This window comes from Achromobacter mucicolens (assembly GCF_902859725.1).
Taxonomy (GTDB): domain Bacteria; phylum Pseudomonadota; class Gammaproteobacteria; order Burkholderiales; family Burkholderiaceae_B; genus Achromobacter; species Achromobacter mucicolens.
Window position 1 is genome coordinate 145,754 of record NZ_CADIJP010000012.1, and the last position, 13,962, is coordinate 159,715.

Below are 13,962 nucleotides of genomic sequence, written 5' to 3' on the forward strand. Positions count from 1 at the left end.
TAAACACCATGACACTGCAATTCAAACGACTGCTGCGCACGTTCGCGCTGGGACTGGCGATGGCCACGCCCGCGCTTTCGCAGGCCGCGTGGCCTGAAAAGCCCATCACGCTGGTCGTGCCGTGGGCGGCCGGCGGCTCCACGGACATCCTGGCGCGCGTGTTGTCCGAAGGCCTGACGCAGTCGCTGGGCCAGCCCGTGATCGTGGAAAACCGTTCGGGCGCGTCCGGCAACATCGGCACGGCGTTCGTCGCGCGCGCCAAGCCGGACGGCTACACGCTGCTGGTGGGCTCGATGAGCACCCACACGATGAACCAGGCGCTCTATTCCAACATGCCGTTCGACGGCGTAAAGGACTTCACGCCGATCGCCGAACTGGCCCTCGTGACCAACACGATGGTGGTGCATCCGTCGGTGCCGGCCTCGAACCTGAAGGAATTCATCGCCTACGCGAAGGCCAATCCCGACAACGTGGCTTATGCCTCGGCGGGCCAGGGCTCGACCAACCACCTGAGCGCCGTCCTGTTCGAGAAGGCCGCCGGCGTGAAGATGATGCACATCCCCTACCGCGGCGGCGCGCCTGCGGTGCTGGACACCGTCGCCGGGCGCACGCAGGTGCTGTTCAGCGCCGGCACGCAGACGCTGCCGCACGTGCAGTCGAACAAGCTCAAGCTGCTGGCCGTGACGGAAGCACAGCGTTCGCCGCTGCTGCCCGATGTGCCCACCGTGGCCGAAACGCTGCCCGGCTATGAGCTGGCGGTCTGGTACGGCGCGTTTGGCCCGGCGGGCATGCCGCCCGAACTGACGGCACGACTGAACCGCGAGATCAACGTGATTCTGAAGCGGCCCGATGTCATCAAGAAGATGGGCGACATGGGCGTGCTGCTGACCGACACCACGCCCGAGCAGTTCGGCCAGATCCTGGCGCGCGACGCCGACAAGTACGGCAAGTTGATCAAAGAACTGGGCATCACCGCGGAATGACGGACAGCGCCCTCAGCCCGGCCGCCACGGGCGTGCAAGCCATCGGCCAGGCGTACGCGCAGGGCAATGCGCAGGCGGCCTTTCAGGCCATCGATGCCTACGCCGGCCTCGCCCTCGCGCACACGCTGTGCACCGTGAATCGTTACGACGCCAGCGCCATGCGCGTGGTGCGGCTGTACAGCTCGAACCCGCAGGCCTACCCGCCGGGCGGGAGCAAGGACAAGACCGGCACGGCCTGGGGCCGGCACGTCCTGCTGGAGCAGCAGGTGTTCGTCGGCCAGGGAGAGGACGCCATCCGCGAGTTCTTCAATGACCACGACGCCATCCGCGAACTGGGCTTGAAATCCGTCATCAACGTGCCGGTCGTCTATGACGGCGCGTGCCTGGGCACCGTCAACTTCCTGATGCCGCGCGCCGCGGTGACGCAGGCGGACATTGACGCGGCACGGCTGGCGGCCCTCTTGGCCCTGCCCGCGTTCCAGGCGCTGCAGGCGGCACAGCCCGCCGCCTGACCGCTGCCCGGCCCGGATGCCGCGCGTTGCCCGGCATCCGGCGGGACATCCTGACGCAGCAACGATCTGAAAGACATCCGGCTCAAAAGCCGGAGCCGACGCCCGGCGCCGCGGGTATATTGGGGTTATTCCCCCAAACCTGCCTGGCGCTCATCATGATCAAAGGTTCCTGCCTCTGCGGCCGTGTCGCCTACGAGATCAACGGTCCGCTCACCGATGCCCTGAACTGCCATTGCGTGATGTGCCGCAAAACGCATGGCGCGGCTTTCCGCAGCCGCGCAACGGTCCAGTCCAAGGATTTCGCCTGGACCCGGGGGGAAGACCACGTGACCTGGTACGCCTCGTCGCCCGGCAACTACCGGGGCTTCTGCGAAGCCTGCGGCACGCCCCTGCTCAGCCGCTTTGACCAGACGCCCGACGTCTACGGCCTGCCGCTGGGTCCGCTGGACGACGATCCGGGCGTCAAGCCCGAGGCGCATTACCACGTCGCGAGCAAGGCGCCGTGGTACGACATCACGGATGCGCTGCCCCAGCATCCCGGCGCCATGGACGAAGCGCCCGAGCACGATTCGCAGGTGCCGCCACTGACCTTTTCACACGGAAGATGAACCCACGTCCGGCTCCGGACTTCACAGGAGACTGATATGAGCGACTTTGGCGTCGTACTGGACCCCACCACCCTGCGTTTCACGCGCACGCTGCCGGCCAGCGTGGAGGAGGTGTGGGCCTGGCTGACGGAATCCGACAAACGCGGCCAGTGGCTGGCTTCAGGCGACATGGACCTGATGGAGGGGGGCGGCGTCACGCTGCGGTTCCTGCATGCCGACCTGTCCTCCGTGCGCGAACCGACGCCCGAGGCCTACAAGCCCTACGAGGAAGGCCTCACCACGCAAGGCCTCATCACCCGGTGCGAACCGCCGCACCTCCTGAGTTACACCTGGGGCGGATCGGCGGGCGCCCCGTCCGAGGTGATGTTCGAACTGTCCCCGAAAGCAGATTCCGCCCTGCTCGTCCTCACCCACCGCAAGCTTGCCAACCGGGACGACATGGTCGATGTGGCGGGCGGCTGGCACACGCATCTGAACGTACTCGCGGCCCGGCTGGCCGGCCGCGATCCGGGCCCGTTCTGGTCGGCCAATGCCGCCTGGGAGGCCGAATACCAGCGCCACATCCCCCGGCGCTAGAGTCGTTCAAGCGCAACTATCACGGGCCGATCTGGCATAAAAGCTGGCTAAACCGCCCGCTTTGCAGTAACATGGGAGCGTGATTTTTCCGCAAAACCCGGACTTCGGTCATCCTGCGTGCCAACCTGTAGCGCCCACCAAAGGGCGCTACTGAATGAACGTCAGCGACGCGAACGAGATCCGGTTTTTTATTGGGCGCCCCCCGTCACTGCCCAGCACGCCGCTGCAGTCCCCGTGGCGCCAGGCGTTGCCGCAACCGCTGCAACCCCGCTTCTTCCGGCCAAGTGCCCGCAGCACCCACGCCGCGACCCAGGCGCGCACCGCGCGCACTTACCTCAGGGCGCGAGTATCCGCCATTTCAGACATCCTTTCGGATGCCGTGGCCCATACCCACGCTTGCCCGAACGTTTTTTTGCGTTCAAACCGCTGGACCGGTTTATCCGAGTCCGACGCGCTTGCCGCCTTGCGCGGCGCCTCATGCCGCCGGCATGGCTGCGCGTTTTGATCAAGGAGTAGAGCATGGCTAAAGAAGAACTCATCGAATTGGATGGCATCGTTGACGAAGTGCTGCCCGATAGCCGCTACCGCGTCAAACTGGACAACGGCATCGAAGTCGGCGCCTACGCATCCGGCCGTATCCGCAAGCACCGCATCCGCATCCTCGCGGGCGATCGCGTCACCCTGGAAATGTCGCCGTATGACCTGACCAAGGGCCGCATCAACTTCCGCCACAAGGACGAACGCGCCCCCGCCGCGCACCGTCCGCAGCAATACCGCCGCTAAGCCGGCCGCCCGGGCCGGCTTCATGCCGGCGCCCGGCACCTACTTTTCGCGAATCCTAAAGCCGGATTCGCGTCCTGCCGTAATGCGTGGAACGCCCGTTCATGAAAGAATGGCGCTCCCTCGCCTGGCGCAACGCCAGGCCGGATACGCACGAAGCACGATGGACCTGAAAGAAGAATTGCAAGCCGCCGCAGACCAGCTTGCCCTGGCGCGAAGAAGATTCGCGAAGGGCGAGGAAGGCCTGCGCCTGCTGCGCCAGTCGCGCGAGGCCTTCATCAACAGCCTGCGCAATACCGGCCTGACCTACGCCGAAGCCAAGACCAAATACGACAACTGCCTGGACGACCAGGAGGCCGGCCAACGCAGCGTGCAGCAGCAGATGGAATACGCCGAGCGCATGCACCAATACGTGCTCAAGCGCATCGCGCTGGCGGCAGAGCAGGCCTGAACCCGGCCTGCCCGCAAATCCCGCCTTGGGTCAGGGCTTGAACGCCCCAATGAAGATCGCCGGATCGATGCGCGCATCGTTCAGGCTGACGTTCCAGTGCAGGTGCGGACCCGTCGCCCGGCCGGTCGCGCCCACCTTGCCCACCACGCCGCCGCGCGGCACCTCGTCGCCGACTTTCACGTCCACGGCCGACATGTGGCAGAACATGCTGATCAACCCCTGGCCATGGTCCAGGAACACCGTCTTGCCATTGAAGAAGTAATCTCCCACCAGCACCACCACCCCGGCAGCCGGCGCCTTGATGGGCGTTCCGGCCGGCACGGCGAAATCCAGGCCTGAATGGGGATTGCGTTCCTGGCCGTTGAAGAAGCGGCGCAGGCCAAACGGGCTGGACAGGCGTCCGCCGTTGACGGGCCGGTCCAGGATCAGGTTGCTGGGCGTGACACCGGCGCGATAGACGCGGTAGGCCTCGATCTGCTCTGCCAGCTCGCGTTCGATGCGCTTGAGATCGTCCGGGTTCGGATCCACCTGGCGCCGGTTCTTGAGCGTGATGTGCTGGGCGACGTAATCCTTGGCGCCCACCGTGAAGGCCATCTGGCGAGCGCCGGCGGCGTCCTTGACCTGGACGTGTTCCTGGCCCGGCTTCACGCTGAGCGGGATGCCGACCACGGCGATCCACTGCTTGCCCAGTTCCCGCACCACCAGCACGCGCCGGTCCTGGTATGTGACCTCGGGCGCGCTGGCCGCGTCGCCCAGCGTCAGGACGGCCACCCCGCCCGGCACGCGGGCGTCGAGCTTGCGGCTGATGTAGCTGCCCTGCTGCGCCCGCGCGGGCCAGGCCAGGCACAGGCTGGCCGCGGCCAGCCCGGCACGCAGGACATCGCGGCGTTCGAACATGGGACTCACAGGCACAGGTTGGCCGGTTCGATGATGGTCTGGTCGCGGCGGGCGATGCGCGTGGACAGGCGGGTCTCGGTCTTGCCCTGCCAGTGGGTCGTCGTCATGACGGCCTCGACGCCCAGGCTGCCGTGCAGGATGAGCTCGTAACCATTGCGCACCGGCTTCTGTTCGAAATTGACGCCCAGCCCCTTCCAGGCATCCGCCACGCACTGCGTGTAGTCCTGGGCGGTGCGCGAGGTCGAGCCATAGAAGACGGGCTCGCGGTCGCGGACGTCTTTGACGTTGGCGCAGGCGGACAGGGCAGCCAGGACGGTAAGGGACAGGATGATACGAGCCTTCATGACGATGGAAACTCTCGGTCGGTAGGGATTGATCGGGGCGGCCAACTATACCGCACGGTCTTTTGGCGCCTTGGCCCGGCAACGCCCGGCCGAGGCGGCTTCACGCCTGCAGCGGGCGGCGGGCGGACTTGGGGCGGAAGGCCGCGATGACCTCGGGCCGCGTCTCGGCGTAGGGGCCGCCAATGAGGTCGATGCAGTACGGGATGGCCGCGAAGATGCCGGGCACCAGCACGGCGCCGTCGTCGCCCTTCAAGCCTTCCAGCGTCTCGCGGATGGACTTGGGCTGGCCGGGAAGGTTCACGATCAGGGCGGCATGGCCGTCCGTTTCGCGGATGACGGCCACCTGCCGCGACAGGATGGCCGTGGGCACGAAGCGCAGGCTGATCTGGCGCATCTGCTCGCCAAAACCGGGCATTTCCTTGGTGCCGACGGCAAGCGTGGCCTCGGGCGTGACGTCGCGCCGCGCCGGGCCGGTGCCGCCGGTCGTCAGGACGAGATCGCAGCCGCAGCCGTCGACCAGCTCGATCAGGGTCTCGGAAATGCGGCCCGGCTCGTCCGGAATCAGCCGGTCGACCGCTTGCCACGGCGAAGCCAGCGCCCCGCCCAGCCACTCGCGCAGCGCGGGCAGTCCTTGGTCCTGGTAGGCGCCGGAGGAGGCGCGGTCGGAAACGGACACCAGGCCCACGATGAGTTCGTCGGGATGGCTGCGGGCAATGCGGGCAATGTGGGTCATGGCGTAGCGGGAAATCCGGCAATGAAGCGCCGCGGCGGCGGCAGGCAGCGCGGCCGCCGTGGCTTGCCGGACGGCCGCGCGACATCGATGCTATCGCATTCTGTAAGGCGGCATGCGGCGGGGGCGGCGGCCCCAAGTGTCGCAAAAAGGGGAAACCGCCCGCCGCCCAGGGTTTCCCGCGCTTGTTCGCGTCATGGACGCTGGATAACATCCGCTAACAATCCCGGCCCATTGTCGCGGCGCGGCGCATTTTCAGGTTTTCCATGTTCACACGCACTCTCCGGCAGCACGCGCTTGCCGCGGCGCTGGCCCTGTCCGCCGCGGCCGTGGCCGGCTGGGCAGCCCTGCACACGCTCGCCTTGAAGACCGAACCGGTACCCGCCGCCGCGCCGGGCCTCTACATTCCCAACCTGGGCAATACGCTGGACGAGCAGACGCGCAACCTGTCGCGGCTCAGCCAGGCGCTGCGCACGGGCGACCGGCTGGTTATCCTGGGCTCGTCTGAGCTCACCAGCAACGACCTGCGCTTCGTGCCCTACCGCTTCCTGGCCGATGAGCTGCAGATGCCCGTCCTGGCGTACGGCCATTCGGGCTTCCAGTCGCTGGGCATGCAGTTCGTGCTGGCGGCGCTGGCCGACGACCTGTCGCCGGCCTCGCGCGTGGTGGTGATGTTGTCGCCCGGCTGGTTTGATGGCGACGGCGGACTGGGACCGGACGAATTCAAGGAACACGCCAATCCGTTGTTGCCGCGCCTGCTGCGCCAGCCCGAAGGCCGGGCCGAGGTCATGCGCTGGCTGGACGCCAAGGCGGACGCGGGCGTGTACTGGTCGATGGCGGCCGAGCAGGCGTATGTGTTTCGGCAACGCCTGGCGGGCCTGGGGGCGCCGGCATATGCCGCGCCCGCCCCCGAACCGGAGCGCGAGGGCCCGGCGATGGCGGCCCGCGTCGTGGATTGGGATGCGCTGGCCGGCGAGGCGCAGGCCGCCGAACAGGCGCTGATGACGGACAACCGGTATGCCGTGCGCGACGAATTTTTCAACAAGTATTTGCGCACCATCCCCGCCGGGGGCAAGACCGCCTACCAGCCGCAACCCCTGACCGGGCGCGACGAACTGCGAGAACTGGCGGCCCTGATGGCGCTGCTGCGCCAGCACGAGGTCAATGCGCTGTTCGTCATGCAGCCCCTGCACCCCATGGTCTTCAAGGACCTGGACCGGTTCGACCCGATCCAGCGCCAGGTCGCCGGCCTGTGCCAGACTTACGCCATGACCTGCATGGATATGTATGACGCGCCCTTCGAGGTGGGCACGCTGCGCGACGTGCAGCATCTGGGCGAGCTGGGCTGGCTGCGCGTCAATCAGAAGATCGCCGAGGTATTCCGCCCATGAAACGAACACTCTGGCTCTGCCTGCTTTATCTCGGCATCCTGGCCGTGATGGTCATCCAGGCGGATACCTCCGCCAATCTGGGCAAACCCATGGAGATCGAATTCCAATATTCGAAGTTCTAAGATTTGGGGGCCGCTTCATTCAGGGACAGGTCATAAATCTGCAATAATCGGGGCATTCTCGCCGGAACCTCGCCCCCTCCCCCATGTTCGACCTCTTCCACGGCCTAGACCTTTGGGTTGGCCTCAGTCTTGTGCTGGCCCTGACATTCGTCCTGGCCTTCGAATTCATCAACGGCTTTCATGACACGGCGAACGCCGTGGCAACCGTCATCTACACCAAGGCCATGCCGCCCCACCTGGCGGTGGTCCTGTCCGGCATCTTCAACTTCCTGGGCGTGTTGCTGGGCGGCGTGGGCGTCGCCTACGCCATCGTCCATCTGCTGCCCGTCGAACTGCTGATCAATGTCGATACCGGCCGCGGGCTTGCGATGGTGTTCGCCATGCTGGCGGCGGCCATCGCCTGGAACCTGGGCACCTGGTACTTCGGCATTCCCGCCTCCAGTTCGCACACGCTGATTGGCTCGATCCTGGGCGTGGGCCTGGCCAATGCGCTCATCACCGACCTGCCGCTGGGCGAAGGGGTGAACTGGGGCAAGGCCATCGACATCGGCATGTCGCTGGTGGCCTCGCCCATCGCCGGCTTTGCCGTGGCCGGGTTGCTGCTGCTGGCGCTCAAGCGCTGGCTGCCGCTGTCCAAGATGCACAAGACGCCCGAACAGCGCCGCGCCATCGACAACAAAAAGCACCCGCCATTCTGGAACCGCCTGGTGCTGGTCCTGTCGGCAATGGGCGTGAGCTTCGTGCACGGCTCGAACGACGGGCAGAAGGGCATCGGCCTCATCATGCTGGTGCTGATCGGCATCGTGCCCGCCAATTTCGTGCTGGACACCCACAGCACCACCTACCAGATCGAACGCACACGCGACGCGGCCAACCACCTGCTGGTGTTCTACCAGCGCAACGAGGCGCTGCTGGGCGACTACCTGTCGCTGCGCCGCGTCGACATGCAGGAACAACTGCCGGCCAACTTCCGCTGCGATCCCACGCTGACGGTGCCGACCATCATGGCGCTGCAAAAAGACCTGCACGGCGTGTCCAACTACGCCGACCTGTCCGCGCAGAAGCGCATCGACGTGCGCCGTTACCTGCTGTGCCTGGACGACACCGCCAAGAAGGTGGCCCGCCTGGAAGGCCTGCCCGCCCGCGAGGCTGCCGACCTGCAACGGCTGCGCGCGGACCTGACCGCCACCACGGAATACGCGCCCTTCTGGGTAATCGTGGCCGTGGCGCTGGCGCTCGGCGCGGGCACCATGGTCGGCTGGCGCCGCGTCGTCCTGACCGTGGGAGAAAAGATCGGCAAGCAAGGCATGACGTACGCGCAGGGCATGTCGGCGCAGCTGACCGCCGTGGGCGCCATCGGGCTGGCCAACGTCTTCAGCCTGCCGGTGTCGACGACCCACGTCCTGTCCTCCGGCGTGGCGGGCACCATGATCGCCAACAAGTCCGGGCTGCAGGGCAACACCGTGCGCAACATCCTGCTGGCGTGGGTGCTGACGCTGCCCGCCTCGATGCTGCTGGCCGCAGGCCTTTTCTGGATCGGCGTGCAGTTCACCGGCTGATGAAACCCGGCCGTGCAGGCAATCTGCACGGCCGCTGCAACAATCTGGGTACTGCGCAGGCCTATGCGCCCGCGCCACGCGCCGTCTACGATGGCGCCATGACTACCGCTTCCCCCACCCTGCATTACATCTTCGATCCGCTTTGCGGCTGGTGCTATGGCGCCGCGCCGCTGGTGGAGGCCGCCCGCGGCATTGCGGGCCTTCACATCGAGCCTCATGGCGGCGGCATGATGACGGGCAGCAACCGCCAGCCGGTCACCGACGCCCTGCGCCGCTATGTCATGCCGCACGACGAACGCATCGCCGGCCTGACGGGCCAGCCGTTCGGCAAGGACTATTTCGACGGTCTGCTACGAGACACCGGCGCCGTGTTCGATTCGGAACCGCCCACCACCGCCATCCTGGCCGCGCAAACCTTGGCCGGCCGCGGCCTGGACCTGTTGCGCCGCATCCAACGCGCGCATTACGTCCAAGGTCTGCGCATCGCCGACCCCGCCGTGCTGCGCGCGCTGGCCGCCGATATCGGCCGGGACACCGGCGCCTTCGACACCGCCTACGCCAAGGCGCAAGGCGACGAGACGGCCGCGCATATTGCCGCCAGCCGCCGATTGCTGGCGCAGGTGGGCGGCACGGGTTTTCCGACGCTGGCGCTGGAGCGTGATGGCGTTTTCACGCTGCTCGAACCCAGCCGCTATCTGGGCCGTCCCGACGCATGGCGCGATCATCTGCAAACGCGCATCCAGGGCGGCGCCTGACGTCTCGGGCGCTTGCTAGGCCGCCAAAGCCAGCAATATCCCGTACCCGCCCATGCCAAGCAGCACCGCGACGCCCGTATTGCTGACCAGGCGCGCAGCAACGCCGGTGACAGCCAGCCCGCCCACGTACGGCGCGATGCGGGCGGCATCGTCCGCCGCGCCCAGCAGATCGGGCACGATGACGGCGGCCGCGATGCCCGCGAGCAGCGACGGACCCAGCGCGGACAGGGCCGAGCCCTCGCGGGACAGCCGCCGCAACAGCCGGCTGCGCTCGGACAGCATGAAGGGCAGCGCGCGCGTGAGGTAAGTGATGACCGCCATCGCGATGACGGCGCCCCAGAATTCCAAGCCGTTGGTGTTCATGCGGGCCTGCCCATGCGATAGGCGGCGCAGCCGATGACCGCACCGGCCAGGATGGCAAGGCTGGTGTATCCCAGCGCCGCAATCAGCCCGGCCCCGCCCACGGCGGCCAGGATGGGCCATCCCATGCCGCGCCGCGCGCTCTGGCACACCAGCGCCATGAACAGCGCCGGCAGCGCGAAACGCATGACCTGCGACAGCATCGGATAGTGTTTCTCCAAGCCATCGCCGGCGTACACGCCCACGGCTGTGCCGGCGATCCAGGTCAGCCATGCGCCCAGGCCCAGCGCGATCATCCAGCCCTGGCGGCGGCCGGGTTCGACGGCCTGCAGGCGGTTGAAGGCGGTGGCAAAGACTTCGTCGGTCAGCAGGAAGGCGACCTTCAGGCGATCGCGCAGCGCCGCGGGCAGGAAGCGCGACAGCAGCGGGCCGTAGAGCAGGTGGCGCGCGTTCAGCAGCGAGCACAGCGCCACCACCCAGAGCCAGGGCGTTCCCGCCTTGATGGAGGCCAGCAACAGGAACTGGCTGGCGCCCGCGTAGACCAGCACGGAAATCAAGACGACCTGCAGCGGCGTCAGGCCGGCCGCGACGCCGGCGATGCCGAAGGTCACAGCCACCGGAAAGTAGCCGATCATGACCGGCAGACACGATTTCAGGCCATCGATGCGCGCGCTGCCGGACGGGGCGCGCGCGGCGTCGGGGGGAGTCTCCAAGGCGCTCATTGCTTCTACGTAGTGCGGCGGGCGCCCATTTTACCCATCGCCGTACGCGCGCTATCGCGTGGCCCGCGCGCTCAGGGCATCGCCCCCAATGCCCGCAGTTGCGACTTCAGCCGGCGCACCTCCTGGCTCAGGTCCAGGATGAGGGCCACGGCGTCCAGGCCCGCGCCAAAATCGTGCTCCAGCCGGCGCGCGTGCAGGGCGCGCTGCAGGTCCACGCTGTAGAAGCGCCATTCCGAGGGGCCGCTGCCGCTGGCGTTGACGATGCCGACCTCGACCAGCTGGGCCACCCATTCCACTTCGGCGCCGCAGGCGCGGGCCAGGTCGTCGGCGCTGAGCGGCTGCGACTCGCCCACGACGGTGGCGCTGGTGATCACTATCTTTTTCATGCTCAGACCCCCAGGTTGCGGCGCGGGTTGAAGGGCAGGTCCTGCTGCAGCTTGCGGTAGGCGGCCTTGGCGGCGTCGCTGTCGGCGGGCGGCAGCACCAGGTCAAGGACCAGGTACAGGTCGCCCGGCGGATCGCCCGGAATGCCGCGTCCGCGCAGCCGCAACTTGCGGCCGTTGCCGGAACCGGGCGGCACGGACACTTCGACCGTGCCGCCCGGCGTGGGCGCCTTGACGCTGGCGCCCAGCGCAGCTTCCCAGGGCGCGACCGGCAGCGTCATATAGAGATCGCGCCCTTCGGCACGGTAGCGCGGATGCGGCTTGAAGCGCACCTCCAGATACAGGTCGCCGTTGTCGCCGCCGCCGTAGCCCGGCATGCCCTGCCCCGCCAGCCGGATGTACTGGCCTTCGCGCACGCCTGCCGGAATCTTGACGCTGAGCGTGCGGCTTTGCATGTGCGGGCGTCCCTGGTCGTCCATCTGCATGGAACGCAGGCTGATGTCGCGCGTGGCGCCCTTGATCGCGTCTTCCAGGTCGACCTCGATCGCGGCGTGGTGGTCCTCGCCGCGCGCGCGGAATTCCTGTTGCCGCGTGCCATGCCGGCCGCCCCGCCCGCCAAAGAGCGACGAAAAGAACTCGCTGAATTGCGCCTCGTCGCCGGGCGCGGCGCCGCGGTGGAACTCGAAGCCTTCGTCCCAGCCGGGCGGAGGCTGGAAGCCGCCGCCGGGCGACACGCCTGCCGCGAGATTGTCATAGGCCTGGCGCTTTTCGGCGTCGCGCAGCACGTCGTACGCTTCGTTCACGTCGCGCATGCGGGTTTCAGCGTCGCTTTCCTTGCTGACGTCGGGGTGATATTTGCGGGCGAGCTTGCGGTACGCCTTGCGAATGTCGTCGTCGGACGCGCCCTGTTCCACCCCGAGAATGCTGTAGTAGTCCTTGAACTCCATATTCCAGCTCACGTTGAGGGTTGAGGCCGCGTCCGGCACAGCCGGATCCGGCCTTGAATAGCCAGAAGATAGGGGTTATGGACCGATTTTTCAATGCAATTGCGCAGTTGGCGGCCAAGCGCATAATGGTCGGTTTGCGCGGCTTACCTCAAAGGACCGATCGTGCTGGAAATCATCGACGCCGACTTCAACGACCCTGACCACGGCCGCCAGGTGCTGGCCATGCTGAACGAATACGCCAGCGGCCCCATGGGCGGCAATACGCCCTTGCCGGCCCATGCGCAGGCCAACCTGATCCGCGAGCTCGCCCGCCGCCCGACCGTGCGCGCGCTGCTGGCGCGCATCGACGGCCAGGCCGCCGGCGTCGCAATCTACGTGGAAGGCTTCTCCACCTTTGCCTGCCGCCCGCTGCTGAACCTGCACGACCTGGCGGTGTCGCCGCGGTTTCAGGGCCAGGGCGTGGGCAAGGCGCTGCTCGCCGCGCTTGAGGATCGCGCCCGCCAGATGGATTGCTGCAAGATCACGCTGGAAGTGCTGGAGGGTAACACCGTCGCCCAGGGCCTTTACCGCAAGCTGGGCTTCGAAGGCTACGCGCTGGACGATGCGACCGGCCGCGCCATGTTCTGGCAGAAAAAGCTGGCCGCCTGAATGGCGTAGTATGTGTTTTTCGCCCCGGATTCGGGGGCGGACCGACCCTGCAGGAATCACGATGAAGATGAGCAACATCCCCTTCGGCACCACCGACTGGTCCGAAGTGGAACGCACCGAACACGCCGGCGACACCGGCATGGCTTACTGGCGGACCCGCCATTTCGGCGACCTGCGCGTGCGCATGGTGGAATACACCCCCGGTTACCTGGCCGACCACTGGTGCACCAAGGGCCACATTCTGTTCTGCCTGGAAGGCGAACTGCACACCGAACTGGAAGACGGCCGCCAATTCGTCCTGACGCCCGGCATGAGCTATCAGGTGGCCGATCAAGCCGAGCCGCACCGCTCGTCCACCGCAACCGGCGCCAAGCTCTTCATCGTCGACTGACGCGCCCGCGCGACACGCCTGGATTGCACTTGCGTTACGCTTTGCAAACCAGACGCCGCGCGCTGCCTGACCATTCGTTACCCCGCCTGACCGGAGACAAGCTTTGGGCGCCCCGATTACGCTATACGTCGATTCCCTGTTTCTCAGCCCGTACGCCATGTCGGTCTATGTGGCGCTGACCGAAAAGCAGTTGCCTTTCGAAGTGCGCCCCATCGACCTGGGCGCCGGCGAACAGCGCATGCAGCCCTTCCAGTGCCGCGCGCTCACGGCCCGGGTGCCGGCCTTGACGCATGCGGACTTCAACCTGACCGAATCCAGCGTCATCGCCGAATACTTGGACGAAGCCTTCCCCGCGCCCGCCCACGCAGCCTTGTTTCCGTCCGGCATCCACGAACGCGCACGCGCCCGCCAATTGCAGGCCTGGCTGCGCAGCGACCTGGCCGCCCTGCGCCAGGAACGCCCCACCGAAACCGTGTTCTACGGCGAAACAGGCCAGCCGCTTTCCGACGCCGCCCATGCCGCCGCCGCCAAGCTGATCCAGGTGGCCAGCCACCTGATCGGCGTTGACCAGACGACGCTGTTCGATGCGTGGTGCATCGCCGATACCGATCTGGCGGTCATGCTCAAGCGCCTTGCGCACGACGACCTGCCCGACACGCTGCGCGCCTACGCCGATGCGCAGTGGCAGCGGCCCGCCGTCCAGAAATGGCTGGAACACAACGCCGCCGCGCGTTGAACTGATCCCTGTCCCAGGGCGGCGCTCCATCCTGCTGCCCCGGTTGACCTGCCGCAATCGCTCGGAT

The 13,962-nt window shown here is 67.1% G+C and carries 21 protein-coding genes; 14 read left to right on the forward strand and 7 right to left on the reverse strand.

Features of this window, described 5'->3' with window-relative positions; all coding sequences use genetic code 11:
- The first annotated feature begins 8 nt into the window (after window positions 1-8).
- The 7 genes from HV786_RS17105 (at window position 9) to HV786_RS17135 (ending at window position 3,910) form a co-directional block, all read left to right on the forward strand.
- Entirely contained in the window at window positions 9-983 is a 975-nt protein-coding gene (locus HV786_RS17105; RefSeq protein WP_128827321.1) for a Bug family tripartite tricarboxylate transporter substrate binding protein, read from the forward strand.
- Window positions 980-1,495: a GAF domain-containing protein gene (locus HV786_RS17110; protein WP_175211334.1), complete on the forward strand. Its 516-nt coding sequence runs from the start codon at window positions 980-982 to the stop codon at window positions 1,493-1,495. Before HV786_RS17105 ends, HV786_RS17110 begins: the two co-directional genes overlap by 4 nt.
- Window positions 1,496-1,650: 155 nt before the next feature.
- The gene (locus HV786_RS17115; RefSeq protein WP_128827319.1) at window positions 1,651-2,103 is read left to right on the forward strand and encodes a GFA family protein; all 453 of its coding nucleotides are present in this window, start codon (window positions 1,651-1,653) and stop codon (window positions 2,101-2,103) included.
- Window positions 2,104-2,139: 36 nt separating this feature from the next.
- Window positions 2,140-2,679, forward strand: coding sequence for an SRPBCC family protein (locus HV786_RS17120; RefSeq protein WP_128827318.1), 540 nt, complete (start codon window positions 2,140-2,142; stop codon window positions 2,677-2,679).
- Window positions 2,680-2,833: 154 nt separating this feature from the next.
- The gene (locus HV786_RS17125; protein WP_128827317.1) at window positions 2,834-3,184 is read left to right on the forward strand and encodes a hypothetical protein; all 351 of its coding nucleotides are present in this window, start codon (window positions 2,834-2,836) and stop codon (window positions 3,182-3,184) included.
- A gap of 14 nt (window positions 3,185-3,198) precedes the next feature.
- Window positions 3,199-3,462 (forward strand): translation initiation factor IF-1, encoded by a 264-nt coding sequence (infA, locus tag HV786_RS17130; protein WP_062683195.1) that lies wholly within the window; start codon window positions 3,199-3,201, stop codon window positions 3,460-3,462.
- A gap of 160 nt (window positions 3,463-3,622) precedes the next feature.
- Complete coding sequence (locus tag HV786_RS17135) at window positions 3,623-3,910, forward strand: hypothetical protein (protein ID WP_056326690.1); 288 nt, start codon at window positions 3,623-3,625, stop codon at window positions 3,908-3,910.
- A gap of 30 nt (window positions 3,911-3,940) precedes the next feature.
- Here HV786_RS17135 and HV786_RS17140 read toward each other — a convergent pair whose 3' ends face one another.
- The 3 genes from HV786_RS17140 to mog all read right to left on the reverse strand — a co-directional run bounded on the left by HV786_RS17140 (window position 3,941) and on the right by mog (window position 5,884).
- Window positions 3,941-4,807, reverse strand: coding sequence for a peptidoglycan DD-metalloendopeptidase family protein (locus HV786_RS17140; RefSeq protein ID WP_175211336.1), 867 nt, complete (start codon window positions 4,805-4,807; stop codon window positions 3,941-3,943).
- 5 nt (window positions 4,808-4,812) lie between these two features.
- Window positions 4,813-5,151, reverse strand: coding sequence for a hypothetical protein (locus HV786_RS17145; protein WP_128827315.1), 339 nt, complete (start codon window positions 5,149-5,151; stop codon window positions 4,813-4,815).
- A gap of 100 nt (window positions 5,152-5,251) precedes the next feature.
- A complete protein-coding gene (gene mog / locus HV786_RS17150) occupies window positions 5,252-5,884 on the reverse strand; it encodes a molybdopterin adenylyltransferase (protein ID WP_128827314.1) in 633 nt (210 codons plus the stop codon).
- A 263-nt stretch (window positions 5,885-6,147) separates the two neighbouring features.
- On the opposite strand from mog, the gene HV786_RS17155 reads away from it, so the two are divergent.
- The 4 genes from HV786_RS17155 to HV786_RS17165 all read left to right on the forward strand — a co-directional run bounded on the left by HV786_RS17155 (window position 6,148) and on the right by HV786_RS17165 (window position 9,708).
- On the forward strand, window positions 6,148-7,272 hold the full coding sequence (locus HV786_RS17155) for a D-alanyl-lipoteichoic acid biosynthesis protein DltD (RefSeq protein ID WP_175211338.1): 1,125 nt from the start codon (window positions 6,148-6,150) through the stop codon (window positions 7,270-7,272).
- Window positions 7,269-7,394, forward strand: a complete 126-nt coding sequence (locus HV786_RS27465; RefSeq protein WP_255357224.1) for a hypothetical protein — start codon at window positions 7,269-7,271, stop codon at window positions 7,392-7,394. The genes HV786_RS17155 and HV786_RS27465 overlap by 4 nt, the downstream gene beginning before the upstream one ends.
- An 83-nt stretch (window positions 7,395-7,477) precedes the next feature.
- Window positions 7,478-8,953 carry an inorganic phosphate transporter gene (locus HV786_RS17160; protein WP_128828128.1) on the forward strand — a complete coding sequence of 492 codons (1,476 nt, stop codon included), beginning with the start codon at window positions 7,478-7,480 and terminating at the stop codon, window positions 8,951-8,953.
- Between the two features lie 98 nt (window positions 8,954-9,051).
- The gene (locus HV786_RS17165; RefSeq protein ID WP_128828127.1) at window positions 9,052-9,708 is read left to right on the forward strand and encodes a DsbA family protein; all 657 of its coding nucleotides are present in this window, start codon (window positions 9,052-9,054) and stop codon (window positions 9,706-9,708) included.
- Window positions 9,709-9,723: 15 nt separating this feature from the next.
- Here the strand turns inward: HV786_RS17165 and HV786_RS17170 are convergent, their stop codons facing one another.
- From HV786_RS17170 to HV786_RS17185, 4 genes are all read right to left on the reverse strand, one after another.
- Window positions 9,724-10,071 carry an AzlD domain-containing protein gene (locus HV786_RS17170; RefSeq protein WP_128828126.1) on the reverse strand — a complete coding sequence of 116 codons (348 nt, stop codon included), beginning with the start codon at window positions 10,069-10,071 and terminating at the stop codon, window positions 9,724-9,726.
- Entirely contained in the window at window positions 10,068-10,790 is a 723-nt protein-coding gene (locus HV786_RS17175; protein ID WP_252870095.1) for an AzlC family ABC transporter permease, read from the reverse strand. The genes HV786_RS17170 and HV786_RS17175 overlap by 4 nt, the downstream gene beginning before the upstream one ends.
- Before the next feature lie 71 nt (window positions 10,791-10,861).
- Complete coding sequence (locus HV786_RS17180; RefSeq protein WP_128828125.1) at window positions 10,862-11,176, reverse strand: chaperone modulator CbpM; 315 nt, start codon at window positions 11,174-11,176, stop codon at window positions 10,862-10,864.
- 2 nt (window positions 11,177-11,178) lie between these two features.
- Window positions 11,179-12,120, reverse strand: a complete 942-nt coding sequence (locus tag HV786_RS17185; RefSeq protein WP_128828420.1) for a DnaJ C-terminal domain-containing protein — start codon at window positions 12,118-12,120, stop codon at window positions 11,179-11,181.
- A 162-nt stretch (window positions 12,121-12,282) separates the two neighbouring features.
- Between HV786_RS17185 and HV786_RS17190 the strand changes: the two genes are divergently transcribed.
- From HV786_RS17190 to yfcF, 3 genes are all read left to right on the forward strand, one after another.
- A complete protein-coding gene (locus HV786_RS17190; protein ID WP_128828124.1) occupies window positions 12,283-12,768 on the forward strand; it encodes a GNAT family N-acetyltransferase in 486 nt (161 codons plus the stop codon).
- A 61-nt stretch (window positions 12,769-12,829) separates the two neighbouring features.
- Window positions 12,830-13,159 (forward strand): DHCW motif cupin fold protein, encoded by a 330-nt coding sequence (locus HV786_RS17195; protein WP_056326667.1) that lies wholly within the window; start codon window positions 12,830-12,832, stop codon window positions 13,157-13,159.
- A gap of 103 nt (window positions 13,160-13,262) precedes the next feature.
- Entirely contained in the window at window positions 13,263-13,895 is a 633-nt protein-coding gene (gene yfcF, locus HV786_RS17200) for a glutathione transferase (protein WP_128828123.1), read from the forward strand.
- The last annotated feature ends 67 nt before the right edge of the window (window positions 13,896-13,962 follow it).

Excerpts from the sequence above, each read along its gene's own strand:
- infA (WP_062683195.1), top strand. The coding sequence starts at position 3,199 with ATGGCTAAAGAAGAACTCATCGAATTGGATGGCATCGTTGACGAAGTG.
- HV786_RS17115 (WP_128827319.1), top strand. The coding sequence starts at position 1,651 with ATGATCAAAGGTTCCTGCCTCTGCGGCCGTGTCGCCTACGAGATCAAC.
- HV786_RS17135 (WP_056326690.1), top strand. The coding sequence starts at position 3,623 with ATGGACCTGAAAGAAGAATTGCAAGCCGCCGCAGACCAGCTTGCCCTG.
- HV786_RS17155 (WP_175211338.1), top strand. The coding sequence starts at position 6,148 with ATGTTCACACGCACTCTCCGGCAGCACGCGCTTGCCGCGGCGCTGGCC.
- HV786_RS17140 (WP_175211336.1), bottom strand. The coding sequence starts at position 4,807 with ATGTTCGAACGCCGCGATGTCCTGCGTGCCGGGCTGGCCGCGGCCAGC.
- HV786_RS17160 (WP_128828128.1), top strand. The coding sequence starts at position 7,478 with ATGTTCGACCTCTTCCACGGCCTAGACCTTTGGGTTGGCCTCAGTCTT.
- mog (WP_128827314.1), bottom strand. The coding sequence starts at position 5,884 with ATGACCCACATTGCCCGCATTGCCCGCAGCCATCCCGACGAACTCATC.
- HV786_RS17175 (WP_252870095.1), bottom strand. The coding sequence starts at position 10,790 with ATGAGCGCCTTGGAGACTCCCCCCGACGCCGCGCGCGCCCCGTCCGGC.
- HV786_RS17195 (WP_056326667.1), top strand. The coding sequence starts at position 12,830 with ATGAAGATGAGCAACATCCCCTTCGGCACCACCGACTGGTCCGAAGTG.
- HV786_RS17125 (WP_128827317.1), top strand. The coding sequence starts at position 2,834 with ATGAACGTCAGCGACGCGAACGAGATCCGGTTTTTTATTGGGCGCCCC.
- HV786_RS27465 (WP_255357224.1), top strand. The coding sequence starts at position 7,269 with ATGAAACGAACACTCTGGCTCTGCCTGCTTTATCTCGGCATCCTGGCC.
- HV786_RS17120 (WP_128827318.1), top strand. The coding sequence starts at position 2,140 with ATGAGCGACTTTGGCGTCGTACTGGACCCCACCACCCTGCGTTTCACG.
- HV786_RS17185 (WP_128828420.1), bottom strand. The coding sequence starts at position 12,120 with ATGGAGTTCAAGGACTACTACAGCATTCTCGGGGTGGAACAGGGCGCG.
- HV786_RS17180 (WP_128828125.1), bottom strand. The coding sequence starts at position 11,176 with ATGAAAAAGATAGTGATCACCAGCGCCACCGTCGTGGGCGAGTCGCAG.
- HV786_RS17110 (WP_175211334.1), top strand. The coding sequence starts at position 980 with ATGACGGACAGCGCCCTCAGCCCGGCCGCCACGGGCGTGCAAGCCATC.
- HV786_RS17105 (WP_128827321.1), top strand. The coding sequence starts at position 9 with ATGACACTGCAATTCAAACGACTGCTGCGCACGTTCGCGCTGGGACTG.
- HV786_RS17165 (WP_128828127.1), top strand. The coding sequence starts at position 9,052 with ATGACTACCGCTTCCCCCACCCTGCATTACATCTTCGATCCGCTTTGC.
- HV786_RS17145 (WP_128827315.1), bottom strand. The coding sequence starts at position 5,151 with ATGAAGGCTCGTATCATCCTGTCCCTTACCGTCCTGGCTGCCCTGTCC.
- HV786_RS17170 (WP_128828126.1), bottom strand. The coding sequence starts at position 10,071 with ATGAACACCAACGGCTTGGAATTCTGGGGCGCCGTCATCGCGATGGCG.